General features: G+C 72.0%; 14 protein-coding genes. 11 read left to right on the top strand and 3 right to left on the bottom strand.

Translation table 11 applies throughout. From position 1 onward, the window contains the following. The first annotated feature begins 217 nt into the window (after window positions 1-217). Together VGD70_RS11580 and VGD70_RS11585 are read left to right on the top strand one after the other, a co-directional pair. A complete protein-coding gene (locus VGD70_RS11580; RefSeq protein WP_331080925.1) occupies window positions 218-2,371 on the top strand; it encodes a PQQ-dependent sugar dehydrogenase in 2,154 nt (717 codons plus the stop codon). Between the two features lie 5 nt (window positions 2,372-2,376). Further along, window positions 2,377-3,318, top strand: a complete 942-nt coding sequence (locus VGD70_RS11585; protein WP_331080927.1) for a hypothetical protein — start codon at window positions 2,377-2,379, stop codon at window positions 3,316-3,318. Between the two features lie 3 nt (window positions 3,319-3,321). Here the strand turns inward: VGD70_RS11585 and VGD70_RS11590 are convergent, their stop codons facing one another. Continuing rightward, window positions 3,322-4,020 (bottom strand): histidine phosphatase family protein, encoded by a 699-nt coding sequence (locus VGD70_RS11590; protein WP_331080929.1) that lies wholly within the window; start codon window positions 4,018-4,020, stop codon window positions 3,322-3,324. Window positions 4,021-4,100: 80 nt separating this feature from the next. Between VGD70_RS11590 and VGD70_RS11595 the strand changes: the two genes are divergently transcribed. The 3 genes from VGD70_RS11595 to VGD70_RS11605 all read left to right on the top strand — a co-directional run bounded on the left by VGD70_RS11595 (window position 4,101) and on the right by VGD70_RS11605 (window position 6,878). Beyond that, window positions 4,101-4,754, top strand: coding sequence for a PadR family transcriptional regulator (locus VGD70_RS11595; protein WP_331080931.1), 654 nt, complete (start codon window positions 4,101-4,103; stop codon window positions 4,752-4,754). Between the two features lie 265 nt (window positions 4,755-5,019). Beyond that, on the top strand, window positions 5,020-6,051 hold the full coding sequence (locus tag VGD70_RS11600) for an ABC transporter ATP-binding protein (protein ID WP_331080933.1): 1,032 nt from the start codon (window positions 5,020-5,022) through the stop codon (window positions 6,049-6,051). Further along, window positions 6,048-6,878: an ABC transporter permease gene (locus VGD70_RS11605; protein ID WP_331080934.1), complete on the top strand. Its 831-nt coding sequence runs from the start codon at window positions 6,048-6,050 to the stop codon at window positions 6,876-6,878. Before VGD70_RS11600 ends, VGD70_RS11605 begins: the two co-directional genes overlap by 4 nt. A 156-nt stretch (window positions 6,879-7,034) precedes the next feature. Here the strand turns inward: VGD70_RS11605 and VGD70_RS11610 are convergent, their stop codons facing one another. After that, a complete protein-coding gene (locus VGD70_RS11610; RefSeq protein WP_331080936.1) occupies window positions 7,035-7,925 on the bottom strand; it encodes a LysR family transcriptional regulator in 891 nt (296 codons plus the stop codon). 81 nt (window positions 7,926-8,006) lie between these two features. Here VGD70_RS11610 and fxlM point away from each other — a divergent pair, with 81 nt between their 5' ends. The 3 genes from fxlM (at window position 8,007) to VGD70_RS11625 (ending at window position 12,009) form a co-directional block, all read left to right on the top strand. Further along, a complete protein-coding gene (gene fxlM / locus VGD70_RS11615; protein WP_331080938.1) occupies window positions 8,007-9,188 on the top strand; it encodes a methyltransferase, FxLD system in 1,182 nt (393 codons plus the stop codon). 86 nt (window positions 9,189-9,274) lie between these two features. Beyond that, window positions 9,275-10,579, top strand: a complete 1,305-nt coding sequence (locus tag VGD70_RS11620; protein ID WP_331080940.1) for an MFS transporter — start codon at window positions 9,275-9,277, stop codon at window positions 10,577-10,579. Next, window positions 10,576-12,009, top strand: coding sequence for a pyridoxal phosphate-dependent decarboxylase family protein (locus VGD70_RS11625; RefSeq protein ID WP_331080942.1), 1,434 nt, complete (start codon window positions 10,576-10,578; stop codon window positions 12,007-12,009). Before VGD70_RS11620 ends, VGD70_RS11625 begins: the two co-directional genes overlap by 4 nt. 41 nt (window positions 12,010-12,050) lie before the next feature. Here the strand turns inward: VGD70_RS11625 and VGD70_RS11630 are convergent, their stop codons facing one another. Further along, window positions 12,051-13,034 carry a hypothetical protein gene (locus tag VGD70_RS11630; protein WP_331080944.1) on the bottom strand — a complete coding sequence of 328 codons (984 nt, stop codon included), beginning with the start codon at window positions 13,032-13,034 and terminating at the stop codon, window positions 12,051-12,053. A gap of 150 nt (window positions 13,035-13,184) precedes the next feature. Between VGD70_RS11630 and VGD70_RS11635 the strand changes: the two genes are divergently transcribed. Genes VGD70_RS11635 through VGD70_RS11645 form a run of 3 tightly spaced genes read left to right on the top strand, consistent with a single transcriptional unit; the run spans window position 13,185 to window position 15,920 of the window. Further along, complete coding sequence (locus VGD70_RS11635; protein ID WP_331080946.1) at window positions 13,185-14,219, top strand: NAD(P)-dependent alcohol dehydrogenase; 1,035 nt, start codon at window positions 13,185-13,187, stop codon at window positions 14,217-14,219. Between the two features lie 4 nt (window positions 14,220-14,223). Further along, a complete protein-coding gene (locus VGD70_RS11640; protein WP_331080948.1) occupies window positions 14,224-15,264 on the top strand; it encodes an amidohydrolase family protein in 1,041 nt (346 codons plus the stop codon). Further along, complete coding sequence (locus tag VGD70_RS11645; protein WP_331080950.1) at window positions 15,261-15,920, top strand: iron-sulfur cluster assembly protein; 660 nt, start codon at window positions 15,261-15,263, stop codon at window positions 15,918-15,920. The genes VGD70_RS11640 and VGD70_RS11645 overlap by 4 nt, the downstream gene beginning before the upstream one ends. Window positions 15,921-16,145 lie beyond the last annotated feature (225 nt).

The following is a 16,145-nucleotide window of genomic DNA, read 5'->3' on the forward strand; positions in this document are numbered from 1 at the left end:
GGCCGGCCGGGCCGGTTCCTGCGTGGCCTCCGGCCCCCGGAATCCATCCTACCGGCGGGCACCGACGGTTTCGGGCGGCGTCGGGCGGGGCTGTGGACAAGTCGCGATCGGTCTTGCGTCGGGGTGGACGCCGTCTGTAGGGTCAGGAAAGCGCTTGCCGGAAAGCGCTTTCCTGCTCCAGTTCTGACCACATCGACCCCCCAAGGTGGTGGGCGAAATGTCGAAATCGAGACGGTGGCTGGTAGCGATCGCCGGAGCGGTGCTTGCCGCCGGCCTGGTCGCGCCGACGAGCGCGGTGGCCCAGGCCGCCGGCCCGGCCGGGCCCGGCCCAGCCGGCGCCGACCCAGCGGACACAGCCAGGGCCGACCCGGCCGGCGCCAACCAGGCAGCCGCCGACGAACCGATCCAAAACCCCTTACCGGACCCCGTCCAGTCGAGCCTCGGGCTGACCGTGGAGGAGTTCGCGCAGTTCCCCAAGACCGAGCCCGTCCCCCCGCCGACCGACCCGCGGCTCATGCGGCACGCGCGCATCAACTACCTCGGCGAGGTGCCCGACGGCTCGGGCCGGCTGTACGTGCCGGACCTCAACGGCAAGATGTACCTGCTGGACCACGGCAGCCAGCACCTCTACCTCGACATCGGCACCATCTTCGCGCCGGACTTCTTCTCCGGCCGGGGGCTCGGGACCGGCTCCGGGTTCATCACGTTCCACCCGGACTTCAAGCGCAACGGCAAGTTCTACACCGTGCACAGCGAGAACGGCGCCGGTCTCGGCAAGCCGACGACCTGGCCGACCCAGCCGAACCCGATCCTGCACGCGGTGGTCACCGAGTGGACCGCGACCGACCCGGCCGCCGACACGTTCAGCGGCACCCGCCGCCAGGTCCTCCGCATCGGCTACACCGGGCAGGTCCACGCGATCCAGCAGATCGACTTCAACCCGACCGCCACCCGGCACAGCCCCGACCACGGCATGCTCTACATCGCCTCGGGGGACGGCGGGCAGGGCGCGTCCACCACGGGACCGCAGGACCGCGCGACCCCGTACGGCAAGATCCTGCGCATCGACCCGTTGGGCACCAACGGCACGGGCGGCCAGTTCGGCATCCCGCGCGACAACCCGTTCGCCGGCGACGACGGGGTGCTCGACGAGATCTACGCGATCGGCATGCGGGACCCGCACCGGTTCAGCTGGGACCCGGCCACGAAGCGGATGTACCTCGGCCACATCGGCGAGCACCGGATCGAGGCCGTGTACGACGTCGCGCCGGGCGACAACTTCGGCTGGAGCGAGCGGGAAGGCCCGTTCGTCTACAAGCGCGGCGACCCCCAGTGCGGCGTCTACCCGCTGCCCGCGAACGACGCGCAGTACGGCTACGTCTACCCGGTCGCGGCGTTCGACCACAACCCGCCGCCCGGGCACCCGCTCTGCGCCGACTCGGGGCACGCGATCAGCGGCGGCTTCGTCTACCGCGGCCACGATGTGCCGGAGCTGCGCGGGAAGTACGTGTTCACCGACCTCGTCGACGGCCGGATCTTCTACACCGAGGCGAACGAGATGCGCCGCGGCCGGCCGATGGCCACCATCCACGAGCTGATGGTCTACGACCCGGCGGGCGTGCGGACCACGATGCAGCGGCTGGCCGGCGACAAGCGCGTCGACCTGCGCTTCGGCCAGGACGGTGCCGGCGAGCTGTACCTGCTCGCCAAGGCCGACGGCAAGGTCTGGAAGGTCGTGGGCACCAAGCGGTTCGCGAGCTGCGACGTCGGCGATGCGCGCGTGTCCGGCACGGGCGGCGCGCGGAACTGGTCACCGGTGACCCCGGCGAAGTGGCAGTTCCGCGGCGACCAGGTGATCCTCGCCGAGGCGGGCGTCGCCCCGCCGGGACCACGCCGGCCGTTCGAGTACGCGGTGCTGGCCAAGGGACCCGTGTTCGCCTCGACGCGGATCGACGCCGAGGTACGGCTGGACACGCCGGTGGAGGTGACGAACCGGGACGTGATCATCGTGTTCGGCTACCGGTCGCCGACCCGGTTCTACTACGCGCATCTGTCCACGGACAACACGATCTACCCGCACAACGGGATCTTCGTGGTGAACGACGCGGACCGGCTGCGCATCGACGACCAGTGGGACCCGGCCCTGTCCCGCGGCGCGCCGCCGGCGATCACCGACGCGGACTGGCACGACGTGCGCGTGGTGCACTGCGCGGGCTCGGGCGAGATCGCGGTGTACGTGGACGGCGCGCGCGAGCCGCTGATCACGGCCGTCGACACGACGTTCGGCGCCGGCCGGACCGGGTTCGGCTCGTTCGACAACATCGGCCGGACGCGGGACTTCCGCGTGACCGGCACGCCGGCCCGGGGGTGAGGGGCGTGCGCCGACTCGCGGTGTGGGCAACAGCGTCGTTGTGCGCGTCGCTCGCGGTGCTGTCGGGCCCGGTGCCCGCGGGGGCCGACCCCGCGGGCACCCGGGCCGGGGTCTTCCCCAGCCTGGCGCCGGACCTCGTGGCCTACTACGACTTCGAGCATCCGGCACGCGCAAACCCCGCGGTGGAACGGGATCTCGGGCACTCGGGCACCGACCTGTCGCTGGTCAACGGCGGCGCCGGCATGCGGGTGCGCGACCGTGGCGGGCATGCGATCCAGACGAGGCAGCTCAACCCGACGGTCGCCGGCAACGACGACTGGAAGGCGGGCGTGTACTCGGCGGGCGGCCTGCCGTCGCTGCGTGCCTTCAACGCGGTCCGGCAGGTGACGGTGATGGGCTGGTTCAAGGTGACCGGCCCGTTGCCCGCCCTCAACTCCACGACCCCGGCGCCGGAGGACCGGTACAACGCGATCGGGCTCGCCGGCGTCCTCACCGGGAGCTCCGACGGCCACGCGGTACGCGCGCTCCTCGAGGTCATCGACGTCTCCGGTGAGCTGCGCGTGGTGGCCCTGGGCCGCCGGGTGGACGGCGCGAGCTCGCAGACGTTCGCGGCGGCCATGGGCTGGCGGTCCGTGCTGCCGCGCGGCGAGTGGGTCCACCTGGCGGCGACGTTCGACTTCGACACCGGCGAGCTGGCCCTGTACCGCAACGGCCGCGCGCTGGACGGCTTCTACACCGTCCCCGGCGACCCGTGGGCGGTCGCCGGGCCGCCCGAGCCGGACGTCACGACGGCGTCCGACCCGGCCGGCATCAAGATCGGCGGCAGCTTCCCCCAGAACACGCTCGAGCGGAACCCGTGCGACTGCCGCATGGACGGCTTGATGTTCCTGGACCGGGCGGCGTCGCCGGGGGAGGTGTGGCGGCAGTACCTGTGGTCGCGCCGCTAGCGGCTATGCCGGCGGCTGGGCCCGGACGGTGAACGCCGGGTGCAGGTGGGCGGTGTCGTTGAAGCGGCGGATGATCCAGCGGCCGTCGGCGACGACGAGCTGGGTGATGGAGGCGTTGTCGGCGTCGATGAAGGCGAAGGGCGAGGACCCCGTGGCCATCGCGACGAGCTGGCCGATCACGCCGCCGTGGGTGAAGACCGCCACCCGCTGGTCGGGGTGGGCGGCCGCGATGCGCTCGACCGCGGCACCCACCCGGGCCCCGAGGTCCTCCGTGGACTCCGCGCCCGGGATCGCGTCCCAGCGCTGCGCGGTGAACATGCGCTGGGCGATGTCGTGATTCTGCGCGACCTTGATCCGGAACAGGCCGCCCTCCCAGTCGCCGAGCTTCACCTCGCGCAGGCCCGGTTCGAGCACCGGGGTGAGGCCCAGCTGTTTCGCGAGCGGTGCGGCGGTCTGGTTGGTGCGGCGCAGCCCCGAGGAGTAGATGGCCCCGATCGGCTCGACCGCCAGCCGGTCGCCGACGAGCTCGGCCTGGCGCTCGCCCTCGGGGGCCAGCGGCGGGTCGCCGTGCCCGTCGACCAGGGGGAAGGGATGGCCCTCGCGGGCCGGGGCGGACTCGCCATGGCGCACGAGCAGCAGGTCGGTCCCGCCCGGCGGCAGCGTGAAGCGGAACTGGCGGTACTCCGTCTGAGGTTCTGTCACGGTGCCCTATTCAATCATCGCTCGCCGGTGATCAGAGCCAAATATTCGGATTCGGATATTTAGGGGCTACGATGGGCGGCATGAGGAAGCGGAAGGTCTCCAACCCGCTCGCGCTCGCGGTGCTCAGCCTGCTCTCCGAGCGGCCGATGCACCCGTACGAAATGTCCGCCACGCTGCGCGAACGGGCCAAGGAGGAGAGCATCAAGCTCAACTACGGCTCGCTCTACTCCGTCGTCGAGTCGCTGCGCCGGCACGGGCTCATCGACGTGCACGAGACCATCCGCGAGGGCCGGCGTCCGGAACGCACGGTGTACACCATCACCGAGTCGGGCCGCTACGAGCTCGTCGACTGGCTCAGCGAGCTGCTGTCCATGCCGGTCAAGGAGTACACCCAGTTCGAGGCGGCGCTGTCGCTGATGCCGGTGATCTCGCCGGACGACGTCCGCCGGCTGCTGGAGACCCGGTGCGTGCGGCTCGACGCCGACATCGCCGCGATGGGCGGGGTGATCGACGAGATGGCCCGGCGTGGGATGCCGTACCTGTGGGCGATCGAGACCGACTACGTCCTGGTGCTGCGCCGCGCCGAGCGGCAGTTCGTCGGCAACCTCATCGAGAAGATCAAGGACGGCACGCTCGAGGGCGGCGACATCTGGCGCCTGGCGCACGAGGACGGCGAGCTGCCGAGCGAAGAGGTGTGGGAGCGGGCCACCGCGCACCTGCGCAGCGTCAAGTAGGGCATCGCCAAGTAGGGGTCGCCCAGGAAGCATCACCGTGACATCAGTATTGACGTCACGCTGACGCCACCGCCATACTCGAACTCGGATATACGCCATCGAAGAGGGGAAGCTCGAAGACAACGCTGGCCGGGTGCGGCAACACCCGGCCAGCGACCAGAAACCCAGGCTCGACCCGTGACGGCTCGCAGACCCAGGCTGCACTTTCCACCATAGCTGGCCGTCTACGGGGATCGACCTGGTCACACCAGGAAGGTTCATGCAGATGACACTGCCCACCGGGCGGACCACAACCGCCCGACATGCGACCGGGTCAGGCGCCGCGGCGCCGGGGGAGCCGGCCATCGAGGCGGCCGCGCTCGTCAAGACCTACGGCGACGTCACGGCACTGGCCGGGCTCAGCTTCACCGTGCCGACCGGCACCGTGTTCGGCCTCCTCGGCCCGAACGGCGCCGGCAAGTCGACCACCATCAAGATCCTCACCACGCTGTCCCGGCCCACCAGCGGCGCGGCCACCGTGACCGGCCTCGACGTGCTGCGCCACCCCACCGAGGTGCGCCGCGCGATCGGTGTCGTCACGCAGGGCTCGGGCACCGACCCGCAGGCCACCGGCCGGGAGAACCTGTTGCTGGCCGGCCGGATCCACGGCATGCGCGGCCAGGAGGTCAGGTCGCGGGCGGACGAGCTGCTGGAGCGGTTCGGTCTCACCGAGGCCGCCAAGCGCGTGGTGCGCACGTACTCCGGCGGCATGCAGCGCAAGCTCGATGTCGCCATGGGCCTGGTGCACCGGCCGACGGTGCTCTTCCTCGACGAGCCGACGACCGGGCTCGACCCGCAGGCCCGCGCGGAGATGTGGGCCGAGATCGCCCGGCTGGCCGCGCACGAGCGGCTCACGGTCATGCTCACCACCCACTACCTGGAGGAGGCCGACCACCTCGCCGACCAGCTGCTGATCGTCGACCGGGGCAAGGTCGTCGCGCAGGGTACGCCAGAGCAGCTCAAGAGCGAGCTGCTCGGCGACGCGGTCGTGATCGAGCTGGCGCCGGACGCGGACCTCGCGGTCGCCAACACCGCGATCGGCGACCTGGCCGGCACCCGCGAGGTCACCGCCGAGGGCCGCACGATCCGCACCCGGGTCGACCACGGCGCCTCCGCGGTCCCGGCCGTGCTCGCCGCGCTGGAGCGGGAGGCGGTCGCGGTCGCCGCGGTGACCGTCGCCCGGCCCGCGCTCGACGACGTCTACTTGCGACACACGGGCCGCTCGTTCGCGGCCGCCGAGGAGGTGGCGGTCCAGTGAGCGCGCTTGCGAGCGGACAACTCACCACAGGGCGCGCGCGAGGGCGCGGCACCCTCGCGGTACTGCCGCACTCGGCGTACCTGACCGCCCGGCTCCTGCGCTCCACCGGGCGCCAGCCGGCGTTCGTGGTGATCATGCTGATCCAGCCGATGATCTGGCTGCTGCTGTTCGGGCAGCTGTTCAAGCGGGTCGTGGAGCTGCCCGGGTTCGCGACCGGGTCCTACATCGACTTCCTGACCCCCGGTGTCGTGGTGATGACCGTGCTGTTCACCAGCGGCTGGGCGGGCATGGCGTTCATCGACGACATGGAGCGCGGGGTGATGGACCGGATGCTGTCCTCGCCGGTGAGCCGGATGGCGATGATGATCTCGTCGGTGGCCAACCAGGCGGTGACGATCGTCGTGCAGGGCCTGATCGTCGTGGTGGTCGGCCTGCTGCTGGGGGCGTCGTTCTCCGGTGGGGTGCTCGGCGTGGCGGTGATGCTGCTGGCGGCGGTGTTGCTGGCGGCCGCGTTCGCGTCGCTGTCGAACGGGATGGCGCTGATCGTGCGGACGCAGGAGTCGCTGATCGGCTTCTCGACGATGCTCACCCTGCCCCTGTCGTTCCTGTCCTCGGCGATGATGGCCCGCGAGGCCGCGCCGGCGTGGATCCAGACGGTGTCGAGCTACAACCCGGTGGACTGGACGGTGGTCGCGAGCCGCGAGGCCCTGTCCGCGAACCCCGACTGGTCGGCCGTACTGCCCCGGCTGGGCGGCCTGGCGGCGGTGGCCCTGGTCGCGATCTGGCTCGCCACCCGCGCGTTCCGCTCCTACCAACGCTCGCTGTAGGGGCAGCTAGCCCGCCTCCCCGGAATTAAAAGTGTGCGTTGCGTCCCAGCGAATAGTGCGGGTATCGAGGTGGATGGTGGCCGGCTGCCGTCACGGTCCCCTGAGGTTCCGGTGCTCGGCGCAGGACGTCACCCGACGATCTACGAGGCGGGCTAGCTAACCGACGATCGTGCGCAGGAGGGCCGCCGCTGGGCCGGTGAGGCGGCGGCCCTTCGGCCACACGGCGCGCAGCCTGCGTTCGAGGCGGAGGTCCTCGACCGGGACCTCGGCCAGGGAGCCGGCCGCGAGGTCGGTCTCGACGGCGTGCCGGGACAGCACGGCCGGGGCGATGCCGGCCACGGCCGCGCCCTTGACCGCGGCGTTCGAGCCCAGCTCCAGCTGCGGCTCGACCGGGCCGAAGCGGGCCAGCAGCCGGTCGAGGGTCTCGCGGGTGCCCGAGCCCCGCTCGCGCACCACCAGCGGGGTCGCGGCCACCTCGGCGGCCCGCAGCGGGCGGCGGCGCCGGGCCCACGGGTGCGCGGGCGCCACCACGACGATCAGCTGGTCCGCGCCCACCACCCGGCTCGCGAGGCCCTCGGTCAGCGTCGGGCCCTCCACGAAGCCGAGGTCGATATCCGAATCTCCCAGCACCAGCCGGGCAACCTCGGTGGAGTTCGTCACCGTCAGTCCTACGTGTACGTCCGGTTCGGACCGGCGCAGGTCCGACAGCCAGCGCGGCAGCAGCGCCTCGGCGATCGTCATCGAGGCGGCGATGCGCAGCGCCGCCGCCCGGTTGGCGCGCAGCGCGGTGAGGCTGCCCTGGAACTCCTCGGCCGCCGCCAGCAGCGCGGTCGCCCACGCCACGACGAGCTTCCCGTCCGTGGTCAGCGTCGAGCCGTGCGGCGTCCGGACCAGCAGCGGGAGGCCCGCCCGGCGCTCCAGCGCGGCGAGCCGCTTGGTGGCCGAGGGCTGCGCGATGCCCATCGCCCGGGCGGCCCGGCCGACACTGCCGAGCTCGGCGACGTGCACGAGGAGCCGGAGCGACTCGAGATCCGGTGGAGCGGGCATGCACACAGGCTATGGGGCTTGCCGGCAATGGGAACATGGTGCCGGCTGTGACGGACCGGCTGTGACAGAGGGGAGAACTCGTTGGGCGCCGAGCTGAACGCGCTTCGTGAGCAGTTGCTCGTCCACGTCCGGGAGCAGGGTGGCGCCACCGACGCGCTGGTGGCCGACGCGCTGAGAACGGTGCCGCGGCACATCTTCCTGCCCGACCTGCCGCCGGCCGCCGCCTACCGCGACGAGGCCATCGTCACCAAGCGGGACGAGGACGGGCAGCCGACCAGCTCGTCCTCCCAGCCGACGATCATGGCGATCATGCTCGACCAGCTCGGCGCCGCCCGCGGCCAGCGGGTGCTCGAGATCGGCGCCGGCACGGGGTTCAACGCCGCGCTGCTCAAGCACATCGTCGGTCCCAAGGGGAAGGTCGTCAGCCTCGACCTCGACGCCGAGATCGTCGAGCGGGCGGAGGAGAACCTGGCCGCGGCCGGCTGCGAGGGGATCAAGGTCCTCAACGCCGACGGCGCGCTCGGCCACCCGGGCAAGGCGCCCTACGACCGCATCATCGCCACCGTCGGCGTGTGGGACCTCGCCCCGGCCTGGCACGAGCAGCTCGGGCCGCAGGGCCGGCTCGTGGTCCCGCTCGACCTGCGCGGCGTGCAGCGCTCGGTCTGCTTCGAGCGCGTGGGCGACCACTGGACGTCGGTCTCGGCGCGCCCGTGCGGGTTCATGCGCATGCGTGGCGCGCTCGCCGGCCCGGAGCGCAACTACCTGCTGGACAAGCAGACCCGGCTCGTGCTGAGCCTGCCGGAGGCCCGCGATGTGGACGCCGCCGCGGTCCTCGAGGCGCTCGACGCGCCGGAGGTCGAGATCCGCACCGGCGTCACACCCGAGCGGTTCGAGCTGTTCGACGGCTTCGCGCTGTGGCTCGCGATCCGCGAGCCGCGCTGGTTCTCGCTGTCCGAAATGGACTCCGGCACCCGGCTGCGGAACGCGCCGCAGCGCAGCCAGGACACCGTGGCCACCTCCGGCATCCTCGACGACTACGGGCTCGCGACGCTGTCGGCGGAGAAGGGCGAGCTGACCGTCACCGGCGCCGAGCGGACCGCCGAGGAGCTCGCCGCGCACGTCGTCGAGTGGGACGAGGCGGGCCGCCCCGGCTCGGCCGGCCTGCGGATCGACGCCTACCCGGCCGGCACGCCCACCGACGAGGTCGCGGGTGGCATCGTGATCGACAAGAAGTGCGTGCGGCTGGTGCTGAGCTGGAGCTGAGAAACCCCCGGGCCGGACTGGACGCGCGCGACGAGCGAACGTAGGGTCACGGCGAAATGATGAATTCGGCTCATGTTCCGGTCGGCGTGGACCGGCTGCCCGCCAGCACACGGTTCGGCTACTCGCTCGGCTCGCTCGCGACCGGCGCGTTCGGCACGGTCCCGGGTCTGCTGCTGCTGCCGTACCTCACCGACACGCTCGCCGTCTCGGCCTCGGTCGCGGGCCTGCTCGTGTTGCTGCCGAAGGCCTGGGACGTGGTGTTCAACCCGATCGCGGGCCGGATCAGCGACCGCACCACCACCCGGCTCGGCGCCCGCCGGCCGTACCTGCTCGGCGGCGGGATCGCGCTCGCGATCTTCTTCGCTGGCCTGTTCGCCGGGCCCAACACCGGCTCGGCGACCGTCGACGCGCTGTACGTGGCGGGCATGTTCCTGTTGTGCGCCACGGCGTTCGCGTTCTTCCAGGTGCCGTTCAACGCGCTGCCGGCCGAGCTGACCGGCGACCCGGCCGAGCGCACCCGGCTGACCGCCTGGCGGATCGCGGTGCTCGCGGTCGCGATCCTCGTCTCCGGCGCGGGCGCGCCGGCGCTGCGGGACGCGGTCGGCGGCGTCGCGGGCTACCGGGTGATGGGCGTCGCGGTCGGGGTGCTGATCCTCCTCGGCGCGGTCGCGGTGTTCTTCGGTGTCGCGCGGGCGTCGCGGGGCCGGGTGCTGCCGTCGGTGACGAGCTGGCGCGAGGTGGTCGCGGCGGTCCGGGACTGCCGGCCGTTCCGGGTGCTGCTGATGGCGTTCGTGATCCAGTCGGCCGGCATCGGGACCCTGCTCGCCGGCGTCGACTACGTGGCCAGGGTCGCGCTCAACGACAAGGGCCTGCAGCCGCTGCTGTTCGTCGCGTTCGTCGCGCCGGCCCTGCTCGTGATGCCGCTGTGCCAGCGGATCGCGAACCGGTACGGCAAGCGGGTCGGCTACGTGCTGGCCACGCTGGTGTTCACGGTCGGCGTGCTGGGCCTGCTCGGCGCGCGGGTGTTCCCGCTCGCCGTCGTGATCGGCTGCGCGGCGGTCGTCGGCGTCGGCTACGCGGGCATCCAGGTGTTCCCCCTCGCGTTGCTGCCGGACATCATCAGCGCCGAGGAGCGGCGCACCGGCCAGATCCGCGCGGGCCTGTTCGCCGGCGTGTGGACCGCGGGCGAGACGCTCGGCCTCGCGCTCGGGCCCGCGCTGTACGGCCTGGTGATCGCCCTCGGCGGCTACGTGTCCTCGGCCGGCACCGACGTCGCCCAGCCGGCCGGCGCGGTCACGGCGGTGATCATCGGCGCCGGCCTCGTCCCCGCCCTGTTCGCCCTCGCCGGGCTGCCGTTCCTGCGGCGCGGGGTCCTGGAGGTTCCCGCATGAGTCCCGGCGCTCCCGCCGACCAGGTGCTCGACGAGCTGCGCGCGCTGCGGGCCGGCGACCTGCCGACCCACGGCGGCCGCACGCTGGCCTACGTCTACGACAGCGGGCTGGCCGGGCTGGACGAGCTGGCCGCGGCCGCGCACGCGCTGGCGAGCTCGGCCAACGGGCTCGACCCCACCGCGTTCCCCAGCCTGCTGCGGATGGAGAACGACGTCGTGGCGACCGCGGCGGGGCTGCTCGGCGGCGGCCCGGCGACGGTCGGGTCGGTGACCTCCGGCGGCACCGAGAGCTGCCTGCTGGCCGTGCAGGCGGCGCGCGACGCCCGGCCGGACCTCGAGCGGCCGCGGATGGTGCTCGCCACCACCGCGCACGCCGCGTTCCACAAGGGGGCGCACTACTTCGGCGTCGAGGCGGTCACCGTGCCCGTCGACCCGCGGACCTTCCGCGCGGACCCGGCGGCGATGGCCGCGGCGATCGACGACCGGACGGTCCTGGTCGTGGTCAGCGCGCCGTCCTACGCGCACGGCGTGGTCGACCCGGTGGCGCCGGTCGCCGCCGCGGCGGCCGCGCGGGGCGTGCGGTGTCACGTCGACGCGTGCATCGGCGGCTGGGTGCTGCCCTACTTCCGGCGCCTCGGCGTCGACGTGCCGGACTTCGACCTGTCCGTGCCGGGCGTGACGAGCCTGTCGGTGGACCTGCACAAGTACGCCTACTGTCCCAAGGGGACATCGGTGCTGCTGCACGCGGACGCTTCCCTGCGGCGGCCCCAGTTCTTCGCGAGCGCGCGGTGGCCGGGCTACACGATGCTCAACTCGACGCTGCAGTCGACGCGGTCCGGCGGTCCGCTGGCCGCCGCGTGGGCGGTGCTGCGGCACGTCGGCGACGCCGGCTACGAGCGGCTCGCGGCCCGCACGCTCGAGGCGGTGCGGACGCTGCGCGCGGGGATCGAGTCGATCGACGGGCTGCGGGTGCTGGGCGAGCCCGGCTCGTCGCTGCTGTCGATCACCGGCGTGGCCGACGAGTTCGACGTCTTCACCGTGGCCGACGAGATGACCGGGCGGAACTGGTACGTCCAGCCGCAGTTCGGCTTCGGGTCCTCGCCGGCGAACCTGCACCTCACGGTCACCGCGGCCAACCGGGGCTCGGAGGCGGAGCTGCTGGGTGACCTCGCCGCCGCGGTGGCCGCCGCCCGCGAGGCAGGCCCGGTCCGCCTGCCGGCCGACCTGCTCGACGTGATCGCCGCGCTCGACCCGGACACGCTCACCGCCGGCCAGTTCGCCGGCCTGCTCGCCGCCGCGCGCCTGGAAGGGGCCGGCGTGCCCAAACGGATGGCCGAGGTGAACACGATGCTCGCCGCCGCGTCGCCGGCGCTGCGGGAGCGGCTGCTCGTGGAGTTCCTGAGCGCCATGTACACGGTGCACCCCGCCTGAGCCCTACCGGCCCGCAAGGTTGGTTCCGCCTCGGACAGCGCTCAGTCCTCAGCCAGCAGGTGCAGGGCCCGGTGGACCAGGGCGGCGCCCGCGGCCTGCATCGGGAGGTTCTCGATGGTCTCGGCGGTGAACGGCTGCTCGCTCACCGAACCCTCCTCGTTCACCGCCACCACCGTGCCGAACAGGTCGTCGAACACCGGCGCGTCGATCACCACCGACACCAGCAGGTCGGTCGCGAAGGTCAGCGGGTCGACGCCCAGGCCCAGGCAGTGCGCGCGGATCAGGCCGTCCCGCAGGGCCGCCGACATCCGGGCCGCGAACGGCCACGACGCGTAGTCCACCGCGGTGCGCTCCGGCTCGCCCAGCAGTTCCTCCGCGTACTCGCGCAGCATGAAGTTCCACAGCGAGAAGTCCTCGGGCGACGGGCCGCTCGCCTGGAACACGCCCACCGGCAGCACCTGGTACAGCCCACCCGCGTGCCCGACCTTCGCCGGGTCGCGCCAGTGCAGGAAGAACGTGCGGCGGGCACCCGCGCGGATGGTCAGCGCGCTGATCGCCAGGTTCGCCGGCCGCCCCCGCAGGACGGTCGGGTCGCCGACCGCGTCGCGCAACGGGGTCGGGCCGCCGGCGGCGAGCTCGTGCGCGGCGGCCTCGCCGACGTCGATGCCGGTGAAGTACGTGCCGTGGCCGAACTCCAGCCTCCGGTCGAGCAGCGACGCCGACAGCAGCCGGTAGGTCGGCCGGTTCTCGAACACCGCGGGCGCGTCGAGCGCGGCCATCGCCGCCGAGTAGCGGGGATACCCGGCGGGCACCGGGCCGGCCGGGAGCGTTGGCGCCGGCGGTGTCGGGACCAGCGCGATGGCCAGGTCGGCGAGCGGGACCGGCCGGCCGGGCACCCACTCGGGGCGGGTCAGCAGCGGGGTGCCGGCGAGCGTGGGGATGTCCGGATAGCGCGACGCGGCCTCGGCGGCGAGCCGGTACCGGTTCGCGCGCAGGTGCTCCCGCACCCGGAGCCACTCGTCCATGATCGCGGATTCTGCCAGGCAGGGCGAATTTCCGACTCCGTGAAATAACCCGGGGTATTTCGCCTGCGTGAAATCGGGCCCGTTGACCCCACCCCGGCGCCGCCGAACGATCGGGAGAGGTTCCGCGAACGTCCTCGAAGGGGAGCGACGATGAAAGCTGTCCGGCTTCACGAGTACGACAAACGCCCGCTGGTGGAGGAGGTGCCCGAGCCGAAGATCGGCGGCCCCCTCGACGTGCTGGTGGAGATCGGCGGCGCCGGTCTGTGCCGCACCGACCTGCACATCGTCGAGGGACAGTGGGCGGAGAAGTCCGGCGTCGAGCTGCCGTACACGATCGGGCACGAGAACGCCGGCTGGGTGCGCGAGGTCGGCTCGGCGGTGTCGAACGTGGCGGCGGGGGACACGGTGATCCTGCACCCGCTCGCCACCTGCGGGCTGTGCCGGGCCTGCCGCGCGGGGGACGACGTGCACTGCTCGAACTCGCGGTTCCCGGGCATCGACTCCGACGGTGGCATGGCCGAGCTGCTGCTCACCAACGCCCGGTCGGTGGTGAAGCTCGACCCGTCGCTCGAGCCGGCCGACGTGGCCGCGCTCGCCGACGCCGGCCTCACCGCCTACCACGCGGTGCGCAAGGCCGTGCCGCTGCTCTACCCGGGCACCCAGGTCGTCGTGATCGGTGCCGGCGGCCTCGGCCACATCGGCGTGCAGTGCCTGACCGCGCTGGCCCCGGCGGAGATCATCGTCGTCGACCGGTCGCCGGCGGCCCTGGAGCTCGCCAAGGGCTACGGCGCGGCGCACACCGTGGTGGCCGACGGCACGCACGTCGCCGCGGTGGCCGAGCTGACCGGCGGCGAGGGCGCGCACGTGGTGCTGGACTTCGTGGGCGAGAAGGGCACGGAGGCCGAGGGCATCGCGATGCTGCGCCGCGCGGGGTCCTACTTCGTCATCGGCTACGGCGGCCACGTCGACATCCCGACCATCGACATCATCTCCTCCGAGATCAACGTGATCGGCAACCTCGTCGGCTCCTACAACGACCTCGACGAGCTGATGATCCTTGCCGCGCAAGGAAAAGTCAGCCTGCACACCAAGACCTACCCACTGGACGCGGTCAACGACGCGATGGACGACCTGGACAACGGTCGCCTGCGGGGCCGCGGCATCCTCGTTCCCGATCGGAGCTGACATCGTGTACGAAAAGGACGGTCAGAAGTTCTTCGTCGTCGACAGCCACATCCACTTCTGGGACGCGCGCCCGTCGAACCAGGCCAACCGCTACGGCGAGGGCTTCATCAACTGCTTCTACGACTACCACCGCAACCTCTCGCCGGAGTCCGAGCTGTGGACGCTCGAGGAGTTCTGGCAGCAGTCCGAGGAGCGGATCCTGCACGACCTGTTCGAGGTCGGCTACGTGGACAAGGCGATCTTCCAGCCGACCTACCTCACGGACTTCTACGTCAACGGGTTCAACACCACCGAGCAGGACGGCGTGCTGGCGGAGAAGCACCCGGACAAGTTCATCGTCAACGGCTCGTGGGACCCGCGCGACGGCGAGGCGGGGCTGGACAAGCTGGAGGCGCTGGCGCAGCGGTGGAACCTGAAGGGCATCAAGCTCTACACCGCGGAGTGGAAGGGTGACTCGAAGGGCTGGAAGCTCAGCGACCCGTGGTCCTACCGGTACCTGGAGAAGTGCCAGGAGCTCGGGATCAAGAACATCCACGTCCACAAGGGACCGACGATCTACCCGCTCAACCGGGACGCGTTCGACGTGGCCGACGTCGACGACGTGGCCAGTGCCTTCCCGGAGCTGCGGTTCATCGTCGAGCACGTCGGGCTGCCGCGGCTGGAGGACTTCTGCTGGATCGCCACCCAGGAGCCGAACGTCTACGGCGGCCTCGCGGTCGCGCTGCCGATGATCCACACCAGGCCGAGGTACTTCGCCCAGCTGATCGGGGAGTTGTTGTACTGGATCGGGGAGGACCGGATCACCTTCTCCAGCGACTACGCGATCTGGACGCCGCGCTGGCTGATCGAGCGGTTCGTCGACTTCCAGCTCCCCGAGGACATGGTCGGCGAGTACGCGCAGCTGACCACGCAGGTCAAGCAGAAGATCCTCGGCCTCAACGCGGCGAAGCTGTACGACATCGAGGTGCCGGCGGAGCTGCGCCTGCCCGAGACCTCGACCGACAGCGGTCCGGCGATCGGCTCCGAGCCGAAGGTGCCGGCGTGAGCCTGTGGGCGGCGCTCGGCACGGTGCTCGACCCTGAGCTGGACCAGCCGATCACCGACCTCGGCTTCGTCAGCGAGGCGGCGGTCGTGCACGGCCACGCGCATGTCCGGTTACGCCTGCCGACCTACTTCTGCGCGCCGAACTTCGCCTACCTGATGGTGGCAGACGCCCACGACGCGGTGTCGTCGCTGCCCGACGTGTCCACAGTGGACGTCCAGCTGGAGGACCACTTCGCGGCGGCGGAGATCAACGCGGGAGTCGCCGGCGGCGCGGGGTTCGCCGGCTCCTTCCCCGGCGAGGCGAACGCGGAGCTGGACGAGCTGCGGCTGACGTTCCGGCGCAAGGCGTACCTGGCAAGCCTGGACCGGCTGGCGATGCGTATCGCCGACCCGATAGGCCTGTGCCTGCGTGACGTGCCACCGTCCCCGGAGCTGGCCGCGGTCCTGCGCCGGCGCGCCGAGCTGGGTATCCCGTGCGACCCCGACTCGCCCCTGCTGCTCGACGAGCACGGCACACCGATCGGCGAGGCCGAGGCCCCGCTGCGGCTCCGGTTCGCCCGTGCCGTGCGGGTGAGCATCGACGGGAACGCCGGGCTCTGTCGCGGACTTCTGCACACGAGATATCCGGAGGCGGTGACCAACCAGCTGGTCAACTAGTTGTTCGACAGATTCTTGTATACACGCAAAGGTCCTGTCAGACCTTTTGCCCGGCCCTGCTCTGACGTAGGGTCGGCAGGGTGGCGCCAGTGGGAGGTGCCACCCTGCTGCCGTGTCGGCGGCCTGCCGCAGTTCGACGGGGAACCGGTGGAGGTTATGTCGGTGACCGAGCAAACGGTTCCGCGCGATACCAGTGGGTTGATCGGGTCGGCGCAGCGCGCGCTG

Origin of the sequence: Actinophytocola sp., assembly GCF_036402745.1 — a bacterium.
Taxonomy (GTDB): domain Bacteria; phylum Actinomycetota; class Actinomycetes; order Mycobacteriales; family Pseudonocardiaceae; genus Actinophytocola.